Source organism: Microbulbifer maximicatervae (SeqCode) (assembly GCF_052467825.1).
Map to the genome: position 1 here is coordinate 403,492 of NZ_CP174327.1, position 21,887 is coordinate 425,378.

The following is a 21,887-nucleotide window of genomic DNA, read 5'->3' on the forward strand; positions in this document are numbered from 1 at the left end:
CACCTGTCAAACTCCTTCAACCACTTTGTTACCCCACCCCCACAAGGGTTACTAACCAGAGTGTTACCCACACCCACCCAGAAGTAACAACTCTCGCACCTTCCGTAACGCAATAGCACTCAGAAAAGTTCCGTCAAATTTCGTAAAGATCGTAACTTGTTGATTTATAAGGATTTTTAAAAGTTGGCATACTAAGTGCTTTACTCTTAGTACAAAAATTGAAAACAGCCAACAATAAAAATAAATGACTGTTAAAAGCCCTATAACAACTAACAATAAGTGGGGCGAAACATAATAAAAATAATGGGGCGGCCGACAATAAAAGCAATGAGTGGCCAAAACCGCAAGAACAACAATAAACAATAACAATAAAACTCAAGAAGAATAAGAATAACAACAAGCGCGTTGCAAACTGACTGAACTGTACCTGGGAGAGGGTGTTTGCTTGAAAGCAAATTGAGAGCGCAAGGAAGCCGCTGCCTTCATACTGGTAATAATAATTCCCATATTTCTTTTCCCCCGAACTTACAGGCACCCGCATATTGCGGGCGCATTCCTTTGCGTGTGTTAGAATCGCGCCCGCGAGTTCCGATCTCTGAGGATAAACAGCCACTGAGGCTCCTTTCCGGACTCGCTCCTGGGGCAGCCCAGGTATAGAGGCTCCAGCAGTGCCATCGTGAATCTCCCCAGAGGGACCACCACTTATACAGGCCGCTAACCAATGCGTGGCCAAGCACAGCGGGGCTTTCCCGGCCATCCCTAAATGGCAGCAGTCAACATAGACAGCCGTATGCTCAACAACCTGATTAGTAGTATCAAACGCTGGCGCAAGCCGGCCAGTAAAGGCCCCAGGGTTATCGCCCGCAACGACCACAGCATCTCACGCCGAGAAATCAGCCGCGCGGCCTTAACCGTTATGAAGCGCCTTCAGGATGCCGGATACCAGGCGTATATCGTAGGTGGAGGTGTACGCGACCTGATGCTCGGCGGCCACCCCAAGGATTTCGATGTGGCCACCGACGCCACTCCAGAGCAGGCCAAGGTGCTGTTTCGCGGCGCCCGCATTGTCGGCCGCCGCTTTCGCATCCTGCACGCCCGTATAGGCCGTGAAGTTATCGAAGTGACTACCTTCCGCGGTCACCACAGCGATGGCGAGACTCACGAAGCCAAGCAGTCCGAACACGGTATGCTGCTGCGTGACAATGTCTATGGCGACCTGGAAAGTGATGCCATGCGTCGGGATTTCACGGTCAACGCGCTCTACTACACCACCAAAGGGTTTGAAATCCACGACTACACCGGCGGTGTCGAGGATATTGAAAAGCGCCTGATTCGAATGATCGGCTCCCCAGAGGTCCGCTACAAGGAAGACCCGGTGCGCATGCTGCGCGCGGTGCGCTTCGCCGCCAAGTTGGATTTCACTATTGAAGGCAAGACCGAGGCTCCCCTGCACGAGCTGGCGCCACTGTTACGCAATATTGCCCCGGCTCGCCTGTTCGATGAGATTCTCAAGCTGCTGATGAGTGGCCACGGAGAGCGCACCTTTGAGCTGCTGCGCCAGTACCAGCTCTGGCAACACCTATTCCCGGATAACGCCGCACAAATTGAGGCCAACAACGCGGCCCTGAAACTATCCCAACAAGCCCTGCGGAACACGGACCAACGTATCCGCGCCGATATGCGTGTTACCCCAGCGTTCCTCTACGCCGCCCTACTCTGGCCTGCGGTGAGCACCGAGCAACAAAAGCTGATTGCCAAGGGCACCCCACCAGCGCCAGCGCTGGCCCAAGCGGCACAAAAAGTTACCAGTTCACAGCTGGCCCACACCGCTATTCCCAAGCGCTTCTCAATCCCCATGCGGGAAATCTGGGACCTGCAACAGCGCCTGCCCCAGCGCGGTGGCAGCCGGGCCCAGCGCTTACAGGAGCACCCCCGTTTCCGCGCCGCCTACGACTTCCTGTTGCTGCGGGAAGAAAGTGGCGAGATTGAAGCGGGCCTGGGCAAATGGTGGACCGACTTCCAACAGGCCGACGATGAGCAGCGCCAGCAAATGGTGCGCAAGCTACAGCGCACAGGCAGCGGTGGGCGCCGCAACCGTAACTCTCGCGGCCGCCGTCGCAAGCCGAGAGCAGAACAGTAATGGAAACGGTATACATCGGCCTGGGCAGTAACCTGGCAGAGCCCGGCAAACAACTGCGCAGCGCCCTATCGGCCATGGAACGAATCCCCAGTACAGAATTATTGGGGTGTTCGAGCTTTTACCGAAGCGCCCCAGTCGGCCCCGGCGATCAACCCGATTACATCAATGCCGTCGCAGCATTGAAAACAGCACTGTCCCCGCTAGCACTACTGGACCAGCTCCAATCTATCGAGCTGTCCCACGGGCGCGAGCGCTCCATCCGCTGGGGCGCCCGCACCCTGGACCTGGATATCCTGCTGTTTGGGGAATCTCAAATCGATGAGCCCCGCCTACAGGTCCCACACCCGCGCATGGCCGAGCGCAACTTCGTACTGCTACCCCTTTCTGAACTGGCTCCCGCGATGGAACTGCCCGGATTGGGAGCCCTTCCAGCACTCTTACAGGGCTGCCCAGAAAACCGCCTGGAAAAGGTTTGATCGACTGAGGCTCCCCAACTACTCGACGGGCGGCCCTCTCAATAGTACTTTTGCGTTTGCAACTCATCAGGGAAGACCCCAGACAAAGAGGAGTCGCTCAAGTGGTTATCGAAAAACCCGAGACCAGCACAGCTGAACTCAACCTGTCTAATAAAACACCGCCTAAATTTATCGCGGTGGAAGGCAATATTGGTGTGGGAAAAACCACACTGGCAAAGAAGCTGGCCTCCACATTCAATTACGACACGCTGTTGGAATTACCCGAGGAGAACCCCTTTTTGGAGCGTTTCTACCGGGACCCCCAAAATGCCGCACTGCCCACCCAGCTGCACTTTCTCCTCCAGCGATCACAGCAAATCCAGGCACTCCGGCAGGACGATATCTTTGAGCCGGTGCGGGTATCGGACTTTTTGATCGAAAAGGACCAGCTGTTTGCTGAAGTCACCCTGGATAAGGATGAGCTGCACCTGTACCAACAGGTGTACAAACACCTCACCCTGGAAGCACCCAAGCCGGACCTGGTGATCTATTTGCAAGCCCCCCTCGATGTGCTGCAAGCCCGAATCCGCAATCGGGGAATCCCGGCTGAGCAGGCGATAAGCAATGAGTACCTCGCCACCCTCAACAACGCCTACACCCGCTTTTTCCATTTTTACGATGAGGCGCCTCTACTTATCGTCAATACCGAGGAGATCGACATTGTCGATAGCCCAGAGGACTACCAACAGCTGGTCGAATATCTGTTCACGATCACCAGTGGCCGGCACTATTACAACCCAGGAAGTTAATCGTTATGTATGCACCCTCTGAATTAGAAAAGCTCGTAACCGTTCAAACCCTGCGAAAAATGAAAGCGAATGGTGAGAAGTTTATTACCGTTGCTCTCTACGATGCCCCTATGGCTGCGATGGCACAAAAGTCCGGGGTTGAGACACTGCTCGTCGGAGATTCCCTGGGCATGACCGTGCTGGGTTACGACAGCACCGTGCCAGTGACGATGGAGCAAATGATTTACCACGTCGAGGCGGTCGCGCGCGGCAATAAGAAGTCCCTGATTATGGGGGATATGCCGTTTATGACCTACGCCACCCCAGAGCAGGCACTCCAGAATGCAACCCGGATCATGCAGGCCGGTGCACATATGGTGAAGATTGAGGGAGGCGCCTGGCTCGCCGACACCGTGAAGATTCTTACTGATCGCGGTATTCCCGTTTGCGCCCACCTGGGCCTCACCCCTCAATCAGTACACAAACTGGGAGGCTATCGCGTTCAGGGGCGCGACGAAGAACACGCCAAGCAAATCCTCGAAGACGCTCTACAACTCGACGAAGCCGGAGCTGATCTGCTGGTGTTGGAATGTGTACCCGCCGACCTGGCAAAGCGTATTACCGAAGCCGTATCCATGCCCACCATCGGCATAGGCGCGGGCCGCGACTGCGATGCCCAGGTACTGGTAATCAATGACATCCTGGGCCTCACCCAACAGCCCCCCAAGTTTTCCAAAAACTTCCTGGTAGAGGCCGAGGATATTCCCGGGGCCCTGCGCAAATACGCCGAGGACGTCAAGCAGGGCGTTTTCCCCGGCGAGGAACACATATTTAAATAATACTCCCCTCATCCGGGTGCTTCTCACCCGGTATTTTTCTGCGGCAGGTCCCACCTGCCGCTCTCAAGCGGTAACACTATGACTTTCGACCAACTAATCCAGGATTGGCTCTCGACCAATGGCGCCACTTCTGTGCCCGAAGGCTGGACCCAGGGGCGAGCTACATTTGGCGGCCTTGTAGCCGCAATGCTGTATGAGCAGATGGCTTCAGAGCTGCCCTCTGAGAGCAGCTTACGCTCTTTTACCACCTCATTCGTAGGCCCGGTTGCCCCGGGGGCGATTAACACCCGTGCGGATGTCCTCCGCGCAGGCCGCTCTGTCACTCAGGTACAGGGGCACCTCGATCAGAATGGTGCCGTTATGCTGGCGGGCCTCGCCAGTTTTGGTCGCGGCAGGGAGTCATCCGTTCTCGCCAAAGGTCCCTCAGCACCGGAGTACCCCACCCCGGATAAATGCCTGCCCCTGCCCTATATCGAAGGTGTAGTACCGGAGTTCACACAGAAGTTCGATTACCGTATCGCATGTGGGAGCCTCCCTTTCAGCGGCGCGAAAGAGAGAGTTTTAGGTGGCTGGGTACGATTTAAGGATGGCAGTAAAGGCCGTACCGGTATCAGCCACTTACTCGCACTGATCGATGCCTGGCCACCGGCGACACTCCCGATGATGAAAGAGCCGGCTCCCGCCAGCTCATTAACATGGACAGTGGAGTTTATGGAGCCACTCCCAGAGCGCACCGCTTCTGACTGGTGGCAATACGAGGCCGAAGTGGAACAGGCTGAGGATGGCTACGCAGTAATACAGGCCCGCTTGTGGGATGCCGATGGACGTTTAACCGCCCTCTCCCGCCAAATGGTCACTATCTTTGGTTAACCAGCACTCGTCGATCAACTATCCCTTTACCGCCACTCATTGAGTGCCTTGGCTCCACGGATGGAACCATTTAAACGGTCCTAAAGAATTTTGTAACTTTTCTGCAGCCTTCAGATAACTCTAAATAATACTTCCCGATCCTGCTTAACCCGCCTAACGAATCAATTATTACCTGCATAAAAATATACAACTTTCGTGATTTTTATTATTTTTTTATGAAAAAAATAATTCGCGCCGCCCTTACAGAAAAATAAAATAAAAAAAACCTCCTTTACTCCAATTTGTAATCTACGCTATCCATCATCCCCTCCATCGAAAACAAAGGGGCCGCCAGAGAAACGCCCCAATTTTCGACCCCACTACAAAACCGTCGGTAATAACAAAGTTGGAGAGCAATAATGATAAAAAGAATATTTTTTTCACTCACACTTCTATTCAGCCATTCCGCCGCAGCAGTAGATTTTGAAGACGTTTGGGATGCAATTACTTCTTGTAACTGGTTTGAATTTATTGATGATGTCGACGATACCGGCTCAAAAGACCTGGACGGCTATGAATACGGTGACACTGAATTTGCCGATGCCAATTCAGGCAGCTTTGACATGATCGTCTACAACATGGATGGATTTTTGGAGTGTATAGGCGGCAACAGTAAATCTGACTTCAAACAGATTATTAACACTTTTGATAATAACCCCAAAGACCTCTGGTTGATGCAGGAAGCTTGGAGCAAAACCAAAGCCAATTATCTGGACGACGACGACAAGCTCGATAACGATACAGTCCCCTATCGCTCCAAACACTGGAAAGGCACTGGTACCAGCTTTGGCAATGGCCTGCTGACCTTTTCCAAGTTTCCGTTTGACCGAGATAATCGCGATGATGACGACTACACCTTCGCCACTTATGAGGAGGAAACTTTTGATAAGTGCGCAGGTAATGACTGTGATACCGAAAAAGGCTTTACCGTAGCAAAAGTTGAAGTGACCAAAAACTTCCATGTTCATGTGTACAACACCCATATGGATGCAGGACACCAAGACGATGACCTAAATGCCAAAGCCAAGCAACTCGACCAGATTGCCGATATGATCGTCGCCCACTCAAGTAATGCCACAGTCATATTGGCCGGTGACTTCAATATGGCGTTTGATGAAAATGACGACGGCTGGCGCGGTACAAACTACCAAACCTGGAAAGCATTTTTTGCCAAAACCGGCGGCAAGCATGCCTGCCAATATATGCTATCTGGCAGCGACACCAGCTTGGAAGCCTGTGCTGATGAACTTCAGGACGATACCGATCATGTCGTCGTTATTAATAACAACCCCAATTACACGCTGGACGTAACCAATTACTACATTGGCTCCGCGGAGTACACAGGGCTGAGCGACCACGACCCAGTATTTGTAGACTTCTCATGGGTTAAACACTAAACGAGCGGCACACAGCCTCTTCCGCAGGGGATCGGAAGGGGCTTAACCAATTTACCGACAAAGTGAACGACACCGGACTGAAAACCCAATCCAGCTACAATTTTGCTTATTGAGGAGAACTTTAACCCACGCATAAACCGCATGCTTGGCGGGAAGGGCTTTCAGTGGACAGGATTAAGAACCTAGTTGTCGGAAGTGGTCCTGCGAGTATCGCTACAGTCAAGGCATTGCAAGATATTGGGCAAGAAGTTGAAGTCGTTGATGTTTCATATGACCTTGAAGACGATATCAAATACCAAGTTAATATCTTATCCAAAAAAAACATTGATGCATGGACTCAGGAGGACAAAGATAAACTGTTTCCAGCTCCAGTAGCCTCCCGAAAAGGCCTGGAAAGAAGATATCTATTTGGGTCTGACTTTCCATACAGAGTACCAAAACCTCTCAGCATTACGACAAAAAACTGTAATACAGAATTTTCCCATGGCTTTGGTGGGCTTGGGAACGTATGGGGTGCAGCTATCATGCCCTACAGTGAAAATCAGCTAGCAAATTGGCCTATTTCCTTAAATGAACTAACGCCATCCTACAAAAATGTACTCCGCTATATGCCTATAAGTGCGGAGATAGACAATCTCAACAACGAGTATCCACTATTCCCTAACAAGTTTACTGCCATCAAAAGAAATGCGCCGACAGATTTCTTATTGAAAAAATTGAAGGCTATTGAAAGTAATCTCCAGAGGAATGGCATTGAATTTGGTCGAGCCCGCTTAGCGGTAGATGCAAGCAAGGGGGAGCATGGATGTAGATATTGCGGCCACTGCTTTGACGGATGCCCATACCAATCTATTTTCAACCCTAAATACTTGTTTGAAAAACTGCAAAAAGACAAACTCACCATACATAAAGGTCTTCTTGTCCTGGAGATTCATGAAACAAGTCAAGGCGTAGACGTGATTGCAGTTGATATAACCAATAGCAAAATAAAAAAAATTACCGCACAGAAAGTTTTTCTCGCAACCGGCCAGTTTGCCACCACTACAATACTGGCAAGATCCCTCAATCTATTAAATACTCCAATCAAAATCAAAAACAGCCAGTATTTTTTCTTCCCCCTCTTTCTCTACAAAGGGTATCGTTATGAGATTGAGTTTACCCTCGCAGAAATCTTTCTAGAAGTTGACAATCCAAACATAAGTCCTGAACAAATACACCTCCAACTTTATGGTCGAAGCCAAATTATTGAAGAACAATTAACATCTCTACTTCCCCCCCTTTTCCCAAAGCAAGTCGCCTTGGATCGCTTATACGTAATTCAGGGTTTTATGTCCTCTGAGGATTCTGATTCATTGGAACTAACTTTAACCGACAAACAAGCAGATAGCTCTTCAATAGAAATAAGAGGAATTGAAAATACGAGAGCCCGAGAAATCGCCCAAAGAACACAGTCTTTAATAAGGCGTTCACTGATAAGGCTTGGTATGGTCCCCCCCTTCTTTCTCACCGTACTACCACCAGGCAAAAGCTTCCACCTTGGTGGCAGTTTCCCGATGGGAGGAAAACATGAGATATTCCGCTCAGACCTCTTAGGAAGGCCGGCACACTTTAAAAATGTCCATATTGTGGATTCTGCCAACTTTCCCAATATTGCAGGCTCAACCATCACCTTTACCATTATGGCGAATGCTGATCGAATCGTAAGGTCTATAGGGTTTCGTGGCTGATTGGCAGCCCAGATAACTGAAATAACCTATTTAGCTAGGATACTTCAAAAGATAACTACAACCACTTTTTCCAGTAAAACAAAGCGATCTGCCCAGCCAATGCCACCACCAGCAAGATGCAAAAAGCAATAAAGCCCAAGGACGACTGTCCCCAGGGAATACCGCCGACATTAATCCCAAACAATCCAGTGAGAAAGCTCAGCGGCAGAAAAACTGCTGCCACCACTGATAGTACATACATACGACTATTCAACTGATCCGAAGTGCGACTCAACAATTCCTCCTGAGCAATTGCCGCGCGCTCCCTAACCGCATCGATATCGTCGATATGGCGCTGTAACCGATCATTTACCTCTCCCAAGAGGGCGTGGCTGTGCTCATCAAACCAGGATAGGGATTCCTGCTGCAAACGCCCGAGCACCTCCCGCTGCAGGCATAAGTAGCGTCGCAATACGATAGTTCTCTTGCGCAGCCGAACCAGTAGGGAAGAAAGCTCCGAACCTCCCTTATCTAATAACAGGTTTTCCAGGTCATCGATTTTTTCTTCGAAGTCTTCGGCCCGATCACACATACGCAAGACCAACAGATCTGCCAGGGACATCAAAAGAGCCGCAGTTCCACGGGGACCAAAGCCACTGCGCAAACGAGAAAGCAAGTCATCCTCTGAAAGCAACTTCCGTCGGCCGGTACTGATAATACGGTTTTCCTCAGCCCAAATGCGAATGGCGATCATATCCTTTGCACGCGGTTTGGATTTTCGCTCAATGCCGTACATAGCCAACATCAACCCCTGATCCACAGTCATTACACAGGGGCGCGTTGTCTTCGCAGACAGGGTCTCTATCGCCGTAGCTGTGAGTCCACTATCCTGTTGCAGCCACTCGACGGTGTTGGTGCTGTCGTAGTCAAAATGCAGCCAGAGAATTCCCTGATCAGGTTGCCAGGATTTCACCTCTGCCCAGGAAAGCTCTCGGCCCGAGCCTTTGCGATCGAGTAAGACAGCGTAGACCAGACCAGTTTCCATAGGCTCTCATATCACCTGATATTGATTGGAGCATCACTTTCTTTACGCGACTTATTTACTGAGATGGGCCAGCTCTGCGGCGTTCTGCTCCCAGTTTTGACCATCGAAAGGTTCTACCTCCAAGTCTCCGGGTCTCTCATCAAAACAGCGCGCATTAAGACTATAGCCATCCGGGTTGGAGCGCGGCACATAAAAAGACTTAACGCCGCAATGGCGACAAAACAGGTGCTTGGCCACTCCCGTATTAAACGTATAACAATCCAGGTCTTTTTCCCCAGACTCCAGCTTAAAGTTTTCAGCGGGAATAATGACATGCAGAAAACCCACTTTTTCACACATCGAGCAATTGCACGCATGGGCTACCAGTTTCTCCTCTGAGTCGCGCTCGTGCCGCGCCCGATAGCGAATAGCGCCACAGTGGCAACCTCCGCGAAGTTCAGTAGTAACTTTACTCATTTGAATTATTTTCCTTTTCAAATAACGGGCGGGCAGCCAACAGTGAAAACAGCGAAAAGCCCAGCAGCAGGTGGAACCAGTTTGTACGCGCCAAGCCCAGCACTCGCGGAGCGCCGGTACCCACAAACAATCCATCCATTGCAATGACTACTGCCCCTGCCCCCAGTAACAAAGGACCCGGTGGCGATAATCGTCGCGGTGACATCAATTCCATCATTGCAACCCACAACCACAATAGAAGCCCCAGGGCGGAAAATACCTCTGTCACTTCCTGCGGCGATAACCTGCCACTTTCCGAGACGCCAATAGACGAGGCCAATACCAGCACCAGCACTACATAAGCGGGTCCCCGGGTACTCTGTCCAATACCTATCTCGAAACGTGCCCAAACCAACCCTATTCCAATTAGCAACAGCGAACTAAACCCGGATAGTTGTAGTAAAGCCCGGTGTAATTGGGTTGCCCCGGGATCAATACCGTAGCGATAGGCACCGACAATCGCGGAGACAGCGATAAATAGAAGGCCCGCCATCACCAAGAGTGCAGCTGATTGAAAGCGAGCATTGGTAAGACGCCAGTACTGATTGGCAATCAGCAGTGCGGCGAGGGTGAGGAGAATGTCGATCAGCCAGAAGTTGTCCAATGTTTTGCCCTTTTTTTCCAGAATTCTAATAGAAAACCGGTAATAAGCGACAATTCCGCTTCGGCAGATACAAAAAAAACCCGGCTTAAATGCCGGGTTTTTTCAGTCCGTAGACTTAAGCTTCGTCGGAAGCTTGCTTGGCTTCTTCAGCGGCAGCTGCATCGGCCTTGGCTTCCTTGATAGAAAGCTTGATACGTCCACGCTGGTCAACGTCGAGTACCTTAACCTTAATCTTCTCACCTTCACTCAGGTAATCAGTTACGGCATTTACGCGCTCTTCAGCGATCTGGGAGATATGCACCAGACCGTCTTTGCCCGGCAGGAAGTTAACGAACGCACCGAAGTCTACGATACGTACCACGGTACCTTCGTAGATAGCGCCAATCTCAGCTTCCGCAGTGATCTCCTCGATGCGGGTTACCGCCGCTTCCAGGCTCTCACCGTCTTCACCGAAGACTTTGATAGTGCCGTCATCTTCGATATCGATGGAGGCGCCGGTCTCTTCAGTGATGGAACGGATAGTCGCACCGCCCTTACCGATCACGTCGCGGATCTTGTCCGGATGGATCTTCAGGGTCGCGTAGCGCGGTGCGTTCTCATTCACGGTGGTACGGGAAGAGTCGATCACCTTGTTCATTTCCGCGAGGATGTGCAGACGCGCGTGCAGAGCCTGCTCCAGAGCGGTCTCCATGATCTCTTCGGTAATACCTTCGATCTTGATGTCCATCTGCAGCGCGGTTACACCAGAGGCGGTACCCGCTACTTTGAAGTCCATATCGCCGAGGTGGTCCTCGTCACCGAGGATATCGGTCAGAACCGCGTAGCCTTCGTCTTCCTTCACCAGACCCATAGCGATACCGGCTACCGGTGCCTTCAGCGGAACACCCGCATCCATCAGTGCCAGGCTGGAACCACATACGGAAGCCATGGAGCTGGAACCGTTGGATTCAGTGATCTCGGAAACTACACGCACGGTGTAGGGGAAGCTGTCCGGGCTCGGCAGAACTGCAGCGATACCGCGACGAGCGAGGCGGCCGTGGCCGATTTCGCGACGACCGGTAGCACCTACACGACCCGCTTCACCTACAGAGTAGGGAGGGAAGTTGTAGTGCAGCATAAAGTAGTCTTTGCGCTCACCTTCCAGGGCGTCGATGATCTGTGCATCGCCAGTGGAACCGAGGGTAGCCACTACCAGAGCCTGGGTCTCACCACGGGTGAACAGCGCAGAGCCGTGGGACTTGGGCAGAGCGCCAACTTCCACAGCGATCGAACGTACAGTTTTGCTGTCGCGACCGTCGATACGAGGCTCGCCGCGAACGACAGCGCCGCGCACCAGCTTCTTCTCCAGCTTGCCGAAGTAGCTTTTTACCAGATCGGCGCTAATTTCTTCAGTAGCCAGGGCTTCAGCGGCTTCGCTGCGCAGTTCCGCCAGGCGGGTGCTGCGCTCTTGCTTGTTGGTGATGCGGTAGGCTTCGGCAACCTTCTCGCCAAACTGAGCGTCCAGAGCAGCTTTCAACTCGGTGTTTTCCGCCGGAGCCTGCCAGTCCCACTGGGGCTTGCCCGCTTCCGCTTTCAGCTCTTCACAAACCTTGATAATGGCCTGCATTTCCTGGTGTGCGTAGAGTACGGCACCCAGCATGATGTCTTCCGGCAGCTCCTGGGCTTCGGACTCCACCATCAGTACGGCGTCTTTGGTACCGGCAACGACCATGTCCAGCTCGGAGGTCTTCAGAGCTTCGTAGCCCGGGTTCAGCAGGTAGCCGTCTTGCTGGGTGTAACCCACACGTGCAGCACCGATTGGGCCAGCGAAAGGAATACCGGAAACAGACAGCGCTGCGGAAGTGCCGATCATGGCAGCGATATCCGGGTCCATGTCCTTCTCAGCGGAGAGAACAGTACACATCACCTGAACTTCGTTCATAAAGCCGTTCGGGAACAGCGGGCGGATCGGGCGATCGATAAGACGGGAAGTCAGGGTTTCTTTTTCAGACGGGCGGCCTTCACGCTTGAAGAAACCACCGGGAATTTTGCCAGCCGCGTAGGCTTTTTCTTGATAGTGCACGGACAACGGGAAGAAGCCCTGATCTGGCTTGGCTTCTTTAGCGCCGACAACAGTACACAGGACAACAGTCTCTCCCATGCTAACCAGGGCAGCACCGGTAGCCTGGCGCGCGATACGGCCGGTCTCGATGGTGACTTGGTGTTGTCCGTATTGGAAAGTTTTGCTTACTGGATTCACTAGTTTTTTTCCTATTTCCTTACGGTTACTGGCCCATTCCAGTAACCCCTACAGTGGTTGCCTGGATAGAAGTTCCAAACCTTCAATCCAGAGCGATACGGGGATGTACCGCTACCGACCCGGGTGGCCGGTGCAAACGCAGCACATCCGCCGGGATATTTGCCCCTGGGGTTGTGTTGCGAAACTGCCGAAAAGTGACAACAGCGCCACTTTTCAGCAAGCATTAAAGAAGAAAGCCCGCCAGAGGCGGGCATTCCAGGGTCTTAGCGACGCAGGCCGAGCTTAGCGATCAGCTGTGCGTAACGGTTCAGATCCTTGCGCTTCAGGTAGTCCAGCAGCTTGCGACGCTGGTTTACCATGCGGATCAGACCACGGCGAGAGTGGTGATCCTGCTTGTGCGCAGAGAAGTGACCCTGCAGTTTGTTGATGTTGGCAGTCAGCAGGGCTACCTGGACTTCCGGAGAACCGGTGTCGCCTTCAGATTGGCCGTGCTCTTTCAGGATTGCTGCTTTTTCTACTGCAGACAGTGCCATAACGATTAACCTCGTCGTAATATGCTTTAAAAGATTCGGCTGGCCCGTGCATATTTACAGACCAGCTACTCACTGTTGTGGACTTAAGGAGCCTCTAAACAACTCCGTGATACCTCTGGCATGCAGAGCGGTTCACAATCAAGGCGCGGCTTCGCAGGAATGTCTAGACCTTTCAAGAAGTCGCAACGCGGAGTGTGAATCGCTCTGCAAGCCCCGAAGGGCGGGCCTTGAAGGCCACAGCTGCTGCGTTACAGCTCTTGCAAAGGGCTAAGGCCATTCGCGGCGAGCTGCGCCTAACATCTGCAGCCTTCAAGGCCCGCAGAGGCATTACGGAGTTATTCAGAGGCTCCTTTGCCCACTGCAATACTCTCACATCAACCGCTATCGGCTCTCACCAATATAGCGTTTTCTGCTTAAGTACTGCTTACCAGACGCCGAGGCGCTACGCACCCGTCGTCAGTAATTTCTCCTACGCCCAGAAAATCGCCATTTTCCAGGAAGAGGCGCACCATATCACCTTCTTCACCGATACGGTAGACCTGCAAATCCATTACCGGCTGCCCCTGACGCACATAGTAACCAGACTCGTCCGGAAGGGTGAGTTTGGGCAGCGAAGAGGCGGGAGAATCCACCGATAACAGGTGGTGATCCAACTCCTCCGCCATGCCCTCACCGCGCTCTGCGGTGAGCTCATCCAGAGTCACTGAATCGGCTTCGACGTAGGGACCGGCTGCGCTGCGGTGCAACTCTTCCACATAGGCACCGACACCCAGAGCCTGGCCCAGGTCTTCGGCAATACTGCGAATATAAGTGCCCTTGGAGCAGTGAACCTCAACTTCTGCACGGGGCTGGGCGCCCGGTGTAAAGCTCAGCAGTTCAAATTCAAAAATCTCTACTTCCCGCGCCTCGCGCTCCACTTCCAAGCCCTGGCGCGCCAACTTATACAGCGGCTGCCCCTTGTGCTTGAGGGCCGAGTACATGGACGGCACTTGCTTGATGGGACCGCGAAAGGCTTCCATCGCTTTCAGCACGGCTTCTTCGGTCAAACCGGAAGCATCTTTAGTCTCCAGTACATCGCCATCGGCATCGCCACTAGCAGTGGTCATACCGAAAACAAAAGTACTGCGATAGCGCTTGTCCGCATCGAGCAGGTACTGGGAAAACTTGGTCGCTTCGCCGAAACAGATCGGCAATACGCCGGTTGCCAGGGGGTCCAGCGCTCCGGTATGACCGGCGCGATTGGCGAAAAAGAGTCGTTTGGCTTTTTGCAGGGCGTCGTTGGCGGTAATCCCGGCGGGCTTGTTCAATAACAGCACGCCGTGAACCGGCCGGCCCCATTTTGGTCTGCGGCCCATGGATTAATCTTCGTTGGAGTCGCTATCGTCGTCTTGGTGTTTGCGATCTTCTTTAACCGCCTTGTCGATCAGGGCAGACAGCGCCTGGCCGCGCACCGAGGTCTCATCGTAGCGGAAGTGCAAACGGGGAATAGTGCGAATCTGGATTGCGCGCGCAAGCTGCGTGCGCAGAAAGCCGGCGGCTTTATTCAGCACTTCGATAGAGGTATTAATTTTGCTGCGATCATCCTCACCCACCAGGGTGACAAAAACTTTAGCAACGGTTAAGTCGCGGCTGACTTCAACATCATTGACGTTGATCATACCCAGGCGAGGATCGCGAATCTCGTGTTGGATCAGCTGGGCCAGCTCGCGGCGCATGGCGTCGGCGACGCGGTCTGCACGATGAAATTCTCTTGCCATTGTTTACCTATTGAGAATGGCGGTTTAAAGACAGGAAAACCCGCACGGCTAACGCCGCGCGGGTTTATCCTCGATCCGCTGCGGAACCCCTTAGAGTTCGCGAGCAACCTTAACGATATCGTAAACTTCGATCTGGTCACCGGACTTAACGTCGTTGTAGTCCTTAACCCCGATACCACACTCCATGCCGTTGCGCACATCTTGCACATCGTCTTTGAAGCGACGCAGGGATTCCAGTTCGCCTTGATAGATCACAACGTTGTCGCGCAGTACGCGGATCGGCTTGTTGCGGTAGACGGTACCTTCGGTAACCATACAACCGGCAATGGCGCCAAACTTCGGTGAGCGGAACACATCGCGAACCTGGGCAATGCCCACAATTTCTTCGCGTATTTCCGGATCAAGCATACCGGACAGTGCCTGCTTCACTTCGTCGAGCAGGTTGTAGATTACGCTGTAGTAACGAATCTCTACGCCTTCTGTCTCAGCAACCTTTCGGGCAGCCACATCAGCACGGGTGTTGAAGCCCAGAACGATAGCGCCGGAGGTCAGGGCCAGGTTGATATCGTTCTCGGCGATACCACCTACACCGCTGGACACGACGTTGACAGAGACTTCTTCGTTGCCGATATCCGCCAATGCGCCCAGGATAGCTTCCAGGGAGCCGCGAACGTCCGCTTTGATAACAACCGGCAGTACTTTGCGCTCGCCGGCTTCCATGTTCGCAAACATGTTTTCCAGCTTGGCTGCCTGCTGGCGCTGCATACGCTCGCGACGCTCTTTATCACCGCGCTGTTCAGCTACTTCACGAGCTCTGCGCTCATCCGCAACCACCATGAACTCGTCACCGGCGTTGGGTGTGGTGTCCAGACCCAGCAGCTCAACCGGAGTTGAAGGGCCAGCTTCTTTAACCTGCTTGCCCAGCTCGTTGGTCATGGCGCGAACACGGCCGTAGCTCTGGCCTGCCAGTACGATATCGCCGCGCTTCAGCTCGCCGTTCTGTACCAGCAGGGTGGCCACAACACCGCGACCTTTTTCCAGGCGGGATTCGATCACAACACCTGTTGCCGGTACCTTGACCTTGGCCTTCAGCTCCAGCATCTCTGCTTGCAGGGAAATCGCTTCCAGCAGGTCGTCGATGCCTTCACCAGTGTGTGCAGACACATTGATAAACTGGGTATCACCGCCCCAGTCTTCAGGAATTACATCTTTCGCAGCCAGCTCGTTTTTAACACGATCGGGATCGGCAGCTTCTTTGTCGCACTTGTTGATTGCAACAACCAGCGGTACACCGGCAGCGCGGGCGTGGTTCACAGCTTCTTCAGTCTGCGGCATCACACCGTCGTCAGCAGCCACTACCAGGATAACCACGTCAGTCGCCTGGGCGCCACGGGCGCGCATCGCAGTAAAGGCGGCGTGTCCGGGGGTATCCAGGAAAGCGATCTCGCCCTGGCTGGTTTTCACACGGTAAGCACCGATGTGCTGGGTAATACCACCGGCCTCACCGGAAGCCACCTTGGTCTTACGAATGTAGTCCAGCAGGGAGGTTTTACCGTGGTCAACGTGACCCATAACGGTAACTACTGGTGCGCGGGACACCTCAGTGCCTTCACTGGCCTGGGTCTCGGCAACCAGCGCTTCCTCCAGCTCGCTCTCAGAGCGGAATACCACCTTGTGGCCCATCTCTTCGATGATCAGCTGTGCAGTTTCACGGTCCAGGCTCTGGTTGATAGTAACCATCTCGCCCATTTTCATCAGGCGCTTGATCAGGTCACCGGCTTTCACATTCATCTGTTTGGCCAGCTCGCCAACAGTGATGGTTTCGCCCAACTGTACTTCGTACACCTGTTTCTCCGTGGGCCTTTTAAAGCCGTGCGTAGGTTTAACCTTCAAGGTCGGACGAGACAGGGAGCGCGTGCTGCGCTTGGATGCTTCGTCTTCCTCAAATACTTCCAGCGCCTGTTCGTACAGAGCGGTTTTGCTGGATTTTTTCGGGCCGGACTTGGAGCGGCGACCGCGACGCTTACGCGGCTCGTCCTCAGAGCGATCAGCTTCAGCGGGAGCAGTGGATGCTGCCTCCAGCTTGCGACGCAGAGCTGGCTTGACCTCAGAGGTCTTCTCAGCACTTTTTGCCGGTGCTGGCTTAGCCTTGGCTGTCTGTGCAGCTTGCGCAGCTTTCTCTTTCTTTTCCTGGGCTGCGCGTCGGTCAGCTTCTACTTTAGCTTTCTTCTCTTCAAGTTCACGCTTTTCCTGCTCAGCCTGCTGCTTGCGACGCTCCATCGCGGCAATTCGCATTGCCTCGATATCGTCTGAGTAGCTTGAGCGGATTGGTGCGGCGGGCTCTGCCTTTTTCACTACGTTTTCCGCGGTCTTATCCTCTGATTTAGCCGCATCTTGATCGGCTTTTACTTCATTGCTTGCTTTCGCTTCGGCTTCAGCCTTGGCTTTTGCTTCTGCTTCGGCCTTGGCTTTCGCTTCGGCTTCAGCCTTGGCTTTCGCCTCGGCTTCGGCTTTGGCTAGCGCCTCTTCTTCCGCCGCTAGGCGTGCAGCTTCTGCCTCGGCTTCTACGCGAGCGCGTTCGGCTTCGGCCTCCAGTCTTTCCTGCTCATTTTGCAGGGCATCGACTGCCGCTTCCTGCTCGGGGCTGCTCGATTCTTCGCCTGCCGCTACGGTTTCAAGCTCAGCTTGAGGGCGCTTCACATAAGTGCGCTTCTTGCGCACTTCCACATTCACAGTCTTGCGGCCGGTGCCAGAGCCAGTCTTCAGCGTGCTTGTGGTTTTGCGCTTCAAGGTGATCTTGCGCGGCGCGGCGCCCTGCTCCCCGTGACTGCTTTTCAGGAAACTGAGCAAGACCTGCTTTTCCTCGTCTGACACCACTGCATCCACAGAGGTGTGAGGCAAACCCGCTTCTTTCATCTGCTTGAGCAGACGGTCTTCGGTGGCACCAACCGATTTGGCGAGTTCACTAACTGTTACTTCGGCCATTCTCTCTCCTAAAAGTCACTTGGTCGGAGGGGGTTACTTATACGTAAGTTATTTTTCGCTGCACTTAAGCTTCTTCGCCGCTGTCATCGGCAAACCAGGGCTCACGCGCCTTCATAATCAGCGCTGCAGCGCGCTCCTGGTCGAGACCTTCGATATCCAGCAGGTCATCGACAGCCTGCTCTGCCAGGTCTTCCATCGTGGAAATACCACGGCTGGCCAGTTGGAATGCCAGCTGGCGCTCCATACCGTCCATATTCAAAAGGTCTTCCTGGGGCTCAGACGCATCCAGCTTCTCTTCGGATGCCAGCGCTTGGGTCAACAGGGTGTCCTTGGCGCGGGCGCGCAGCTCCTCAGCGATATCCTCATCGAAGCCCTCAATTGCGAGCATCTCTTCGATGGGTACATAAGCTACTTCTTCCAGAGAGGCGAAGCCCTCTTCAACCAGTACACCAGCAACGTCTTCATCGATATCCAGGCGATCCATAAACACCTGCATGATGGAGCTGGACTCGGCTTCCTGCTTGCTCTGCCACTCGTCACTGCTCATGACATTGATCTGCCACTGGGTCAGCTCTGAGGCCAAGCGCACGTTCTGACCGCTGCGGCCGATAGCCATTGCGAGGTTTTCCTCTGCTACGGCTACGTCCATAGAACCGGTGTCTTCATCGACAACGATGGATTCAATTTCTGCTGGCGCCATCGCATTGATAACGAACTGAGCGGGATTCTCGTCCCACAGAACGATATCTACGCGCTCACCAGACAGCTCGTTGGATACCGCCTGAACACGCGCGCCGCGCATGCCCACACAGGCACCCACCGGGTCGATGCGACCGTCGTTGGTATTTACAGCGATTTTTGCACGCAGACCGGGATCGCGGGCCGCGCCTTTAATTTCGATTACCTGCTCAGAAATTTCCGGCACTTCAATGCGGAACAATTCGACAATCATTTCCGGGCAGGAGCGGCTCAGCATCAGCTGGGGGCCGCGGGCTTCCGGTTGGATTTCCAACAGGATTGCGCGCACGCGATCACCGAGTCGGAAAATTTCGCGACCAACCAGCTGATCACGGGGCAGGCGCGCTTCGGCGTTATTGCCCAGGTCTACAGCGATAAAGTCGCGGGTCACCTTCTTCACAGTGCCGCTAACCATCTCACCGACGCGATCGCGGTACTCGTCTACAACCTTGGCGCGCTCGGCTTCACGTACCTTTTGTACGATGACCTGCTTTGCAGTCTGTGCAGCGATGCGGCCAAATTCTACATTTTCCACCTGCTCGCGGAAAACATCACCTGCTTTCAGGTCAGCATCTTTTTCGTGAGCTTCTTCCAGGGTGAACTGGGTACCCAACTCAGCCAAGACTTCATCACCGACCACTTCCCAGCTGCGGAAAGTCTCGTAATCGCCTGAACGACGATCAATGATAACCTCAATGGTTGAATCTTCGTCGTAGCGCTTCTTCGTGGCCGTTGCCAATGCCGCTTCGATGGCCTGGAAAATAATCTCCTGGTCAACGCCCTTCTCGTTGGATACCGCCTCGGCTACCAGCAAGATCTCTTTGTTCATGCAACTGTGCCTCAAAATCGCCTGAGCTCAGGCTCCTACAGGTTATTTGGTAAATTGGGGAATGATATTTGCTTTTTCGATACTGTCGATCGGCAAAAGGTATTCGTTTTCACTATCTACACGCAGAACCACTTCATCACCCTCTACACCGGCCAGCAGTCCGCGCCACTTACGCTGCCCATCCAGAGGCATACGCAGGCGAACTTCAATCTGGGCGCCGATAAAGCGCTCGTACTGGGCCAGCTTATAAAGAGGGCGGTCGAGCCCTGGGGAAGAGACTTCAAGTGTGTACTTACTACTGATGGGATCTTCCACATCCAGTACAGCACTGGATTGGCGGCTCACTTTCTCGCAATCCTCAACGGAAATACCGTTTTCGGAGTCGATATAAATGCGCAGCAGCGCGTTGCGACCGTGGGTTTGGTACTCAATACCCCACAACTCACACCCCAGCGATGCCACCACCGGCGCCAGAAGCTCTTCCAGCAATTCGCGTTTGCTCGCCATTCTCGTCACCACATACAAAAAATGGGCCTACGGCCCACTTCGAAAAATATCTGCAACTTTTCTTGCAGATACGAAAAAGCCCCTGACGGGGCTTTGACCGCACATTCGTGCAGTCAGTGTGCACGAATGCAAAATTTGGTAGCGGGGGCAGGATTTGAACCTACGACCTTCGGGTTATGAGCCCGACGAGCTACCAGGCTGCTCCACCCCGCAACAACGAAAGCGCAATCAAAGTTTCCCTAAGGAAAGTTGGTAGCGGGGGCAGGATTTGAACCTACGACCTTCGGGTTATGAGCCCGACGAGCTACCAGGCTGCTCCACCCCGCAACAACAAAAGCGCAATCAAATTTTTCCCTAAGGAAAATTGGTAGCGGGGGCAGGATTTGAACCTACGACCTTCGGGTTATGAGCCCGACGAGCTACCAGGCTGCTCCACCCCGCAACAACTCCAAGAAACAAAGCCTGGTTGATCTTTGTTTCCCTGCGGCGGGACCAGCCCAACCACTCAAGAGGCTGCGCATTCTATTGGTGCTGACCCGGTGAGTCAAGCCGTAATTGGCATTTGTTTTCACCGGGGGGTTAAAGCCGTCTCTACCATCTCGCAAATCAGTATAGAAAAGGAAGAAAATCCCGCAAGCAGGCCACCTTCATATACCGTCTTCTTTCTTGCACATGTACTTTTTATAAAAAGAACGAAGAGTAAAATTCTCTTAACAAGCCTCTGGATAAGCTAGCGAGTTAACTGGTGCACTATTGCTTTTCGAATAGGGGGAAAGCGATCACTGACTCGCAACACCATTTTGCGCAGCAACTTGGCCGGCAGGCGATCGTCAGTAAACAAATCCACCACCCTATTAGTTCCAGAGTAAATCGGCTTGGATTCAACCCGGTGCAGCATCTGGTAACGGGCCAAGGCCCGAGTCAGCTTGGCCGGGTTATATAGACGGCTAACACTATCCAGTTGACGGGCCAAAGTATCCGCACCGGCCAAGCCCAAATTAAATCCATGTGCGGTCACTGGATGCATCCCCACAGCGGCATCTCCCACCAAGGCAAAGCGCTCAGTGAAAAAGTGATGTGCATAGACCGCAACCAATGGATAACAGTGGCGCTCACCAAAAGCTTCGACACCGCCGAGCTGGGACGCGCTTTCGCGGGATACGTGCCCGGCAAACTCTTCATTACCCATCGCCATAATCTGGGCAGAGAGACTGGCGGGAACAGTAACCACGGCCGATGAAATATTTGCCTTGGGCAAAGGCAACAGCGCCAGTGTCGAGCCGTAGCGGAAACACTCCCGGGCAATACCATCGTGGGGTAATTCGGTGCGTACAGGGCCGACAATCGCCACTCGGCCAAAGTCGCGCATATCGGCGCCAATTCCCGCCATGCGTCGCACTTCAGAAAAACGGCTGTCGGCTGCAACCACCAGGGAAGCGCGCACGCCCTCCCCCTCTGCCAACTCAAGATGACGCATGGCGCCACTCAATGTCATCCCGGTAACGGTCGAGTTATCGAGCAGCGTTATATTCTCAGTCTCCAAAACTGTCTCATATAAGATTCGCCGGATTGCAGAGTTGGAGACAATAAAACCCAGAGGCCCCCTCTCTCCCGGGCTAAAGTGGAGTGTCGAAGGGGAATTGCCGTCGACTACTTCGGCAGCATTTAGCGGGCTAATCTCTTCCGGGGATAATCTCTGCCAAGCCCCCAGTTCTTGCAGCAGCTTGTAGGATTTATGTGTCAGAGCAATCTCGCGGCCATCATCAACGGGAGCGGACAGCGCCGACTTATCCTGGCGCTCAATAATTGCCACCTGACACCCTTTGCGGGCGAGCATCACCGCCAAGGAAAGTCCCGCCGGTCCAGCACCTACGATAGCTACATCGGACTCCGTCATTTTCACACCCCTGATTTGCACGCA

The 21,887-nt window shown here is 53.3% G+C and carries 19 protein-coding genes and 3 tRNA genes; 7 read left to right on the plus strand and 15 right to left on the minus strand.

From position 1 onward, the window contains the following. Positions 1–133: 133 nt before the first annotated feature. Positions 134–757: a hypothetical protein gene (locus ACJJII_RS01840; protein WP_444918099.1), complete on the minus strand. Its 624-nt coding sequence runs from the start codon at positions 755–757 to the stop codon at positions 134–136. A 6-nt stretch (positions 758–763) separates the two neighbouring features. Between ACJJII_RS01840 and pcnB the strand changes: the two genes are divergently transcribed. The 7 genes from pcnB (at position 764) to ACJJII_RS01875 (ending at position 8,255) form a co-directional block, all read left to right on the plus strand. After that, on the plus strand, positions 764–2,140 hold the full coding sequence (pcnB, locus tag ACJJII_RS01845; protein ID WP_444918100.1) for a polynucleotide adenylyltransferase PcnB: 1,377 nt from the start codon (positions 764–766) through the stop codon (positions 2,138–2,140). Then, a complete protein-coding gene (gene folK / locus ACJJII_RS01850) occupies positions 2,140–2,616 on the plus strand; it encodes a 2-amino-4-hydroxy-6-hydroxymethyldihydropteridine diphosphokinase (protein WP_282931421.1) in 477 nt (158 codons plus the stop codon). Before pcnB ends, folK begins: the two co-directional genes overlap by 1 nt. A gap of 101 nt (positions 2,617–2,717) precedes the next feature. After that, positions 2,718–3,404, plus strand: coding sequence for a deoxynucleoside kinase (locus ACJJII_RS01855; RefSeq protein ID WP_444915629.1), 687 nt, complete (start codon positions 2,718–2,720; stop codon positions 3,402–3,404). 5 nt (positions 3,405–3,409) lie between these two features. Then, on the plus strand, positions 3,410–4,222 hold the full coding sequence (gene panB / locus ACJJII_RS01860; protein ID WP_413663177.1) for a 3-methyl-2-oxobutanoate hydroxymethyltransferase: 813 nt from the start codon (positions 3,410–3,412) through the stop codon (positions 4,220–4,222). Between the two features lie 78 nt (positions 4,223–4,300). Further along, positions 4,301–5,092, plus strand: coding sequence for an acyl-CoA thioesterase (locus ACJJII_RS01865; RefSeq protein WP_444918101.1), 792 nt, complete (start codon positions 4,301–4,303; stop codon positions 5,090–5,092). A gap of 398 nt (positions 5,093–5,490) precedes the next feature. Further along, positions 5,491–6,528 (plus strand): endonuclease/exonuclease/phosphatase family protein, encoded by a 1,038-nt coding sequence (locus ACJJII_RS01870; RefSeq protein ID WP_444907381.1) that lies wholly within the window; start codon positions 5,491–5,493, stop codon positions 6,526–6,528. A gap of 164 nt (positions 6,529–6,692) precedes the next feature. Beyond that, positions 6,693–8,255: a hypothetical protein gene (locus ACJJII_RS01875; RefSeq protein ID WP_444918102.1), complete on the plus strand. Its 1,563-nt coding sequence runs from the start codon at positions 6,693–6,695 to the stop codon at positions 8,253–8,255. A gap of 55 nt (positions 8,256–8,310) precedes the next feature. On the opposite strand, the gene ACJJII_RS01880 is transcribed toward ACJJII_RS01875, so the two are convergent. The 14 genes from ACJJII_RS01880 to ubiM form a co-directional block, all read right to left on the minus strand. Beyond that, positions 8,311–9,279: a zinc transporter ZntB gene (locus ACJJII_RS01880; RefSeq protein ID WP_444918103.1), complete on the minus strand. Its 969-nt coding sequence runs from the start codon at positions 9,277–9,279 to the stop codon at positions 8,311–8,313. Positions 9,280–9,330: 51 nt separating this feature from the next. Next, a complete protein-coding gene (locus ACJJII_RS01885) occupies positions 9,331–9,735 on the minus strand; it encodes a GFA family protein (protein WP_413663182.1) in 405 nt (134 codons plus the stop codon). Continuing rightward, positions 9,728–10,378: a hypothetical protein gene (locus ACJJII_RS01890; protein WP_444918104.1), complete on the minus strand. Its 651-nt coding sequence runs from the start codon at positions 10,376–10,378 to the stop codon at positions 9,728–9,730. The genes ACJJII_RS01885 and ACJJII_RS01890 overlap by 8 nt, the downstream gene beginning before the upstream one ends. A gap of 115 nt (positions 10,379–10,493) precedes the next feature. Continuing rightward, on the minus strand, positions 10,494–12,617 hold the full coding sequence (gene pnp, locus ACJJII_RS01895; RefSeq protein ID WP_444918105.1) for a polyribonucleotide nucleotidyltransferase: 2,124 nt from the start codon (positions 12,615–12,617) through the stop codon (positions 10,494–10,496). Between the two features lie 263 nt (positions 12,618–12,880). Then, complete coding sequence (gene rpsO, locus ACJJII_RS01900; protein ID WP_252083174.1) at positions 12,881–13,150, minus strand: 30S ribosomal protein S15; 270 nt, start codon at positions 13,148–13,150, stop codon at positions 12,881–12,883. Positions 13,151–13,563: 413 nt separating this feature from the next. Continuing rightward, entirely contained in the window at positions 13,564–14,505 is a 942-nt protein-coding gene (gene truB, locus ACJJII_RS01905; protein ID WP_108734360.1) for a tRNA pseudouridine(55) synthase TruB, read from the minus strand. Positions 14,506–14,508: 3 nt separating this feature from the next. Beyond that, positions 14,509–14,907 (minus strand): 30S ribosome-binding factor RbfA, encoded by a 399-nt coding sequence (rbfA, locus tag ACJJII_RS01910; protein WP_108734361.1) that lies wholly within the window; start codon positions 14,905–14,907, stop codon positions 14,509–14,511. A 90-nt stretch (positions 14,908–14,997) separates the two neighbouring features. Then, on the minus strand, positions 14,998–17,892 hold the full coding sequence (infB, locus tag ACJJII_RS01915) for a translation initiation factor IF-2 (RefSeq protein WP_413663185.1): 2,895 nt from the start codon (positions 17,890–17,892) through the stop codon (positions 14,998–15,000). A 64-nt stretch (positions 17,893–17,956) separates the two neighbouring features. Continuing rightward, positions 17,957–19,459: a transcription termination factor NusA gene (gene nusA / locus ACJJII_RS01920; protein ID WP_413663186.1), complete on the minus strand. Its 1,503-nt coding sequence runs from the start codon at positions 19,457–19,459 to the stop codon at positions 17,957–17,959. A 42-nt stretch (positions 19,460–19,501) separates the two neighbouring features. Further along, positions 19,502–19,966, minus strand: coding sequence for a ribosome maturation factor RimP (rimP, locus tag ACJJII_RS01925; protein ID WP_108734364.1), 465 nt, complete (start codon positions 19,964–19,966; stop codon positions 19,502–19,504). Positions 19,967–20,102: 136 nt separating this feature from the next. Next, positions 20,103–20,179 (minus strand) — tRNA-Met (locus ACJJII_RS01930). Positions 20,180–20,216: 37 nt separating this feature from the next. Then, positions 20,217–20,293, minus strand: a tRNA-Met gene (locus ACJJII_RS01935). Between the two features lie 38 nt (positions 20,294–20,331). Further along, a tRNA-Met gene (locus ACJJII_RS01940) sits at positions 20,332–20,408 on the minus strand. Between the two features lie 288 nt (positions 20,409–20,696). Further along, the gene (ubiM, locus tag ACJJII_RS01945) at positions 20,697–21,863 is read right to left on the minus strand and encodes a 5-demethoxyubiquinol-8 5-hydroxylase UbiM (RefSeq protein ID WP_444911447.1); all 1,167 of its coding nucleotides are present in this window, start codon (positions 21,861–21,863) and stop codon (positions 20,697–20,699) included. Positions 21,864–21,887: the final 24 nt, after the last annotated feature.

Excerpts from the sequence above, each read along its gene's own strand:
- ACJJII_RS01840 (WP_444918099.1), bottom strand. The coding sequence starts at position 757 with ATGGCCGGGAAAGCCCCGCTGTGCTTGGCCACGCATTGGTTAGCGGCC.
- pcnB (WP_444918100.1), top strand. The coding sequence starts at position 764 with ATGGCAGCAGTCAACATAGACAGCCGTATGCTCAACAACCTGATTAGT.
- folK (WP_282931421.1), top strand. The coding sequence starts at position 2,140 with ATGGAAACGGTATACATCGGCCTGGGCAGTAACCTGGCAGAGCCCGGC.
- panB (WP_413663177.1), top strand. The coding sequence starts at position 3,410 with ATGTATGCACCCTCTGAATTAGAAAAGCTCGTAACCGTTCAAACCCTG.
- ACJJII_RS01865 (WP_444918101.1), top strand. The coding sequence starts at position 4,301 with ATGACTTTCGACCAACTAATCCAGGATTGGCTCTCGACCAATGGCGCC.
- ACJJII_RS01870 (WP_444907381.1), top strand. The coding sequence starts at position 5,491 with ATGATAAAAAGAATATTTTTTTCACTCACACTTCTATTCAGCCATTCC.
- ACJJII_RS01880 (WP_444918103.1), bottom strand. The coding sequence starts at position 9,279 with ATGGAAACTGGTCTGGTCTACGCTGTCTTACTCGATCGCAAAGGCTCG.
- ACJJII_RS01885 (WP_413663182.1), bottom strand. The coding sequence starts at position 9,735 with ATGAGTAAAGTTACTACTGAACTTCGCGGAGGTTGCCACTGTGGCGCT.
- rpsO (WP_252083174.1), bottom strand. The coding sequence starts at position 13,150 with ATGGCACTGTCTGCAGTAGAAAAAGCAGCAATCCTGAAAGAGCACGGC.
- truB (WP_108734360.1), bottom strand. The coding sequence starts at position 14,505 with ATGGGCCGCAGACCAAAATGGGGCCGGCCGGTTCACGGCGTGCTGTTA.
- rbfA (WP_108734361.1), bottom strand. The coding sequence starts at position 14,907 with ATGGCAAGAGAATTTCATCGTGCAGACCGCGTCGCCGACGCCATGCGC.
- infB (WP_413663185.1), bottom strand. The coding sequence starts at position 17,892 with ATGGCCGAAGTAACAGTTAGTGAACTCGCCAAATCGGTTGGTGCCACC.
- nusA (WP_413663186.1), bottom strand. The coding sequence starts at position 19,459 with ATGAACAAAGAGATCTTGCTGGTAGCCGAGGCGGTATCCAACGAGAAG.
- rimP (WP_108734364.1), bottom strand. The coding sequence starts at position 19,966 with ATGGCGAGCAAACGCGAATTGCTGGAAGAGCTTCTGGCGCCGGTGGTG.
- ubiM (WP_444911447.1), bottom strand. The coding sequence starts at position 21,863 with ATGACGGAGTCCGATGTAGCTATCGTAGGTGCTGGACCGGCGGGACTT.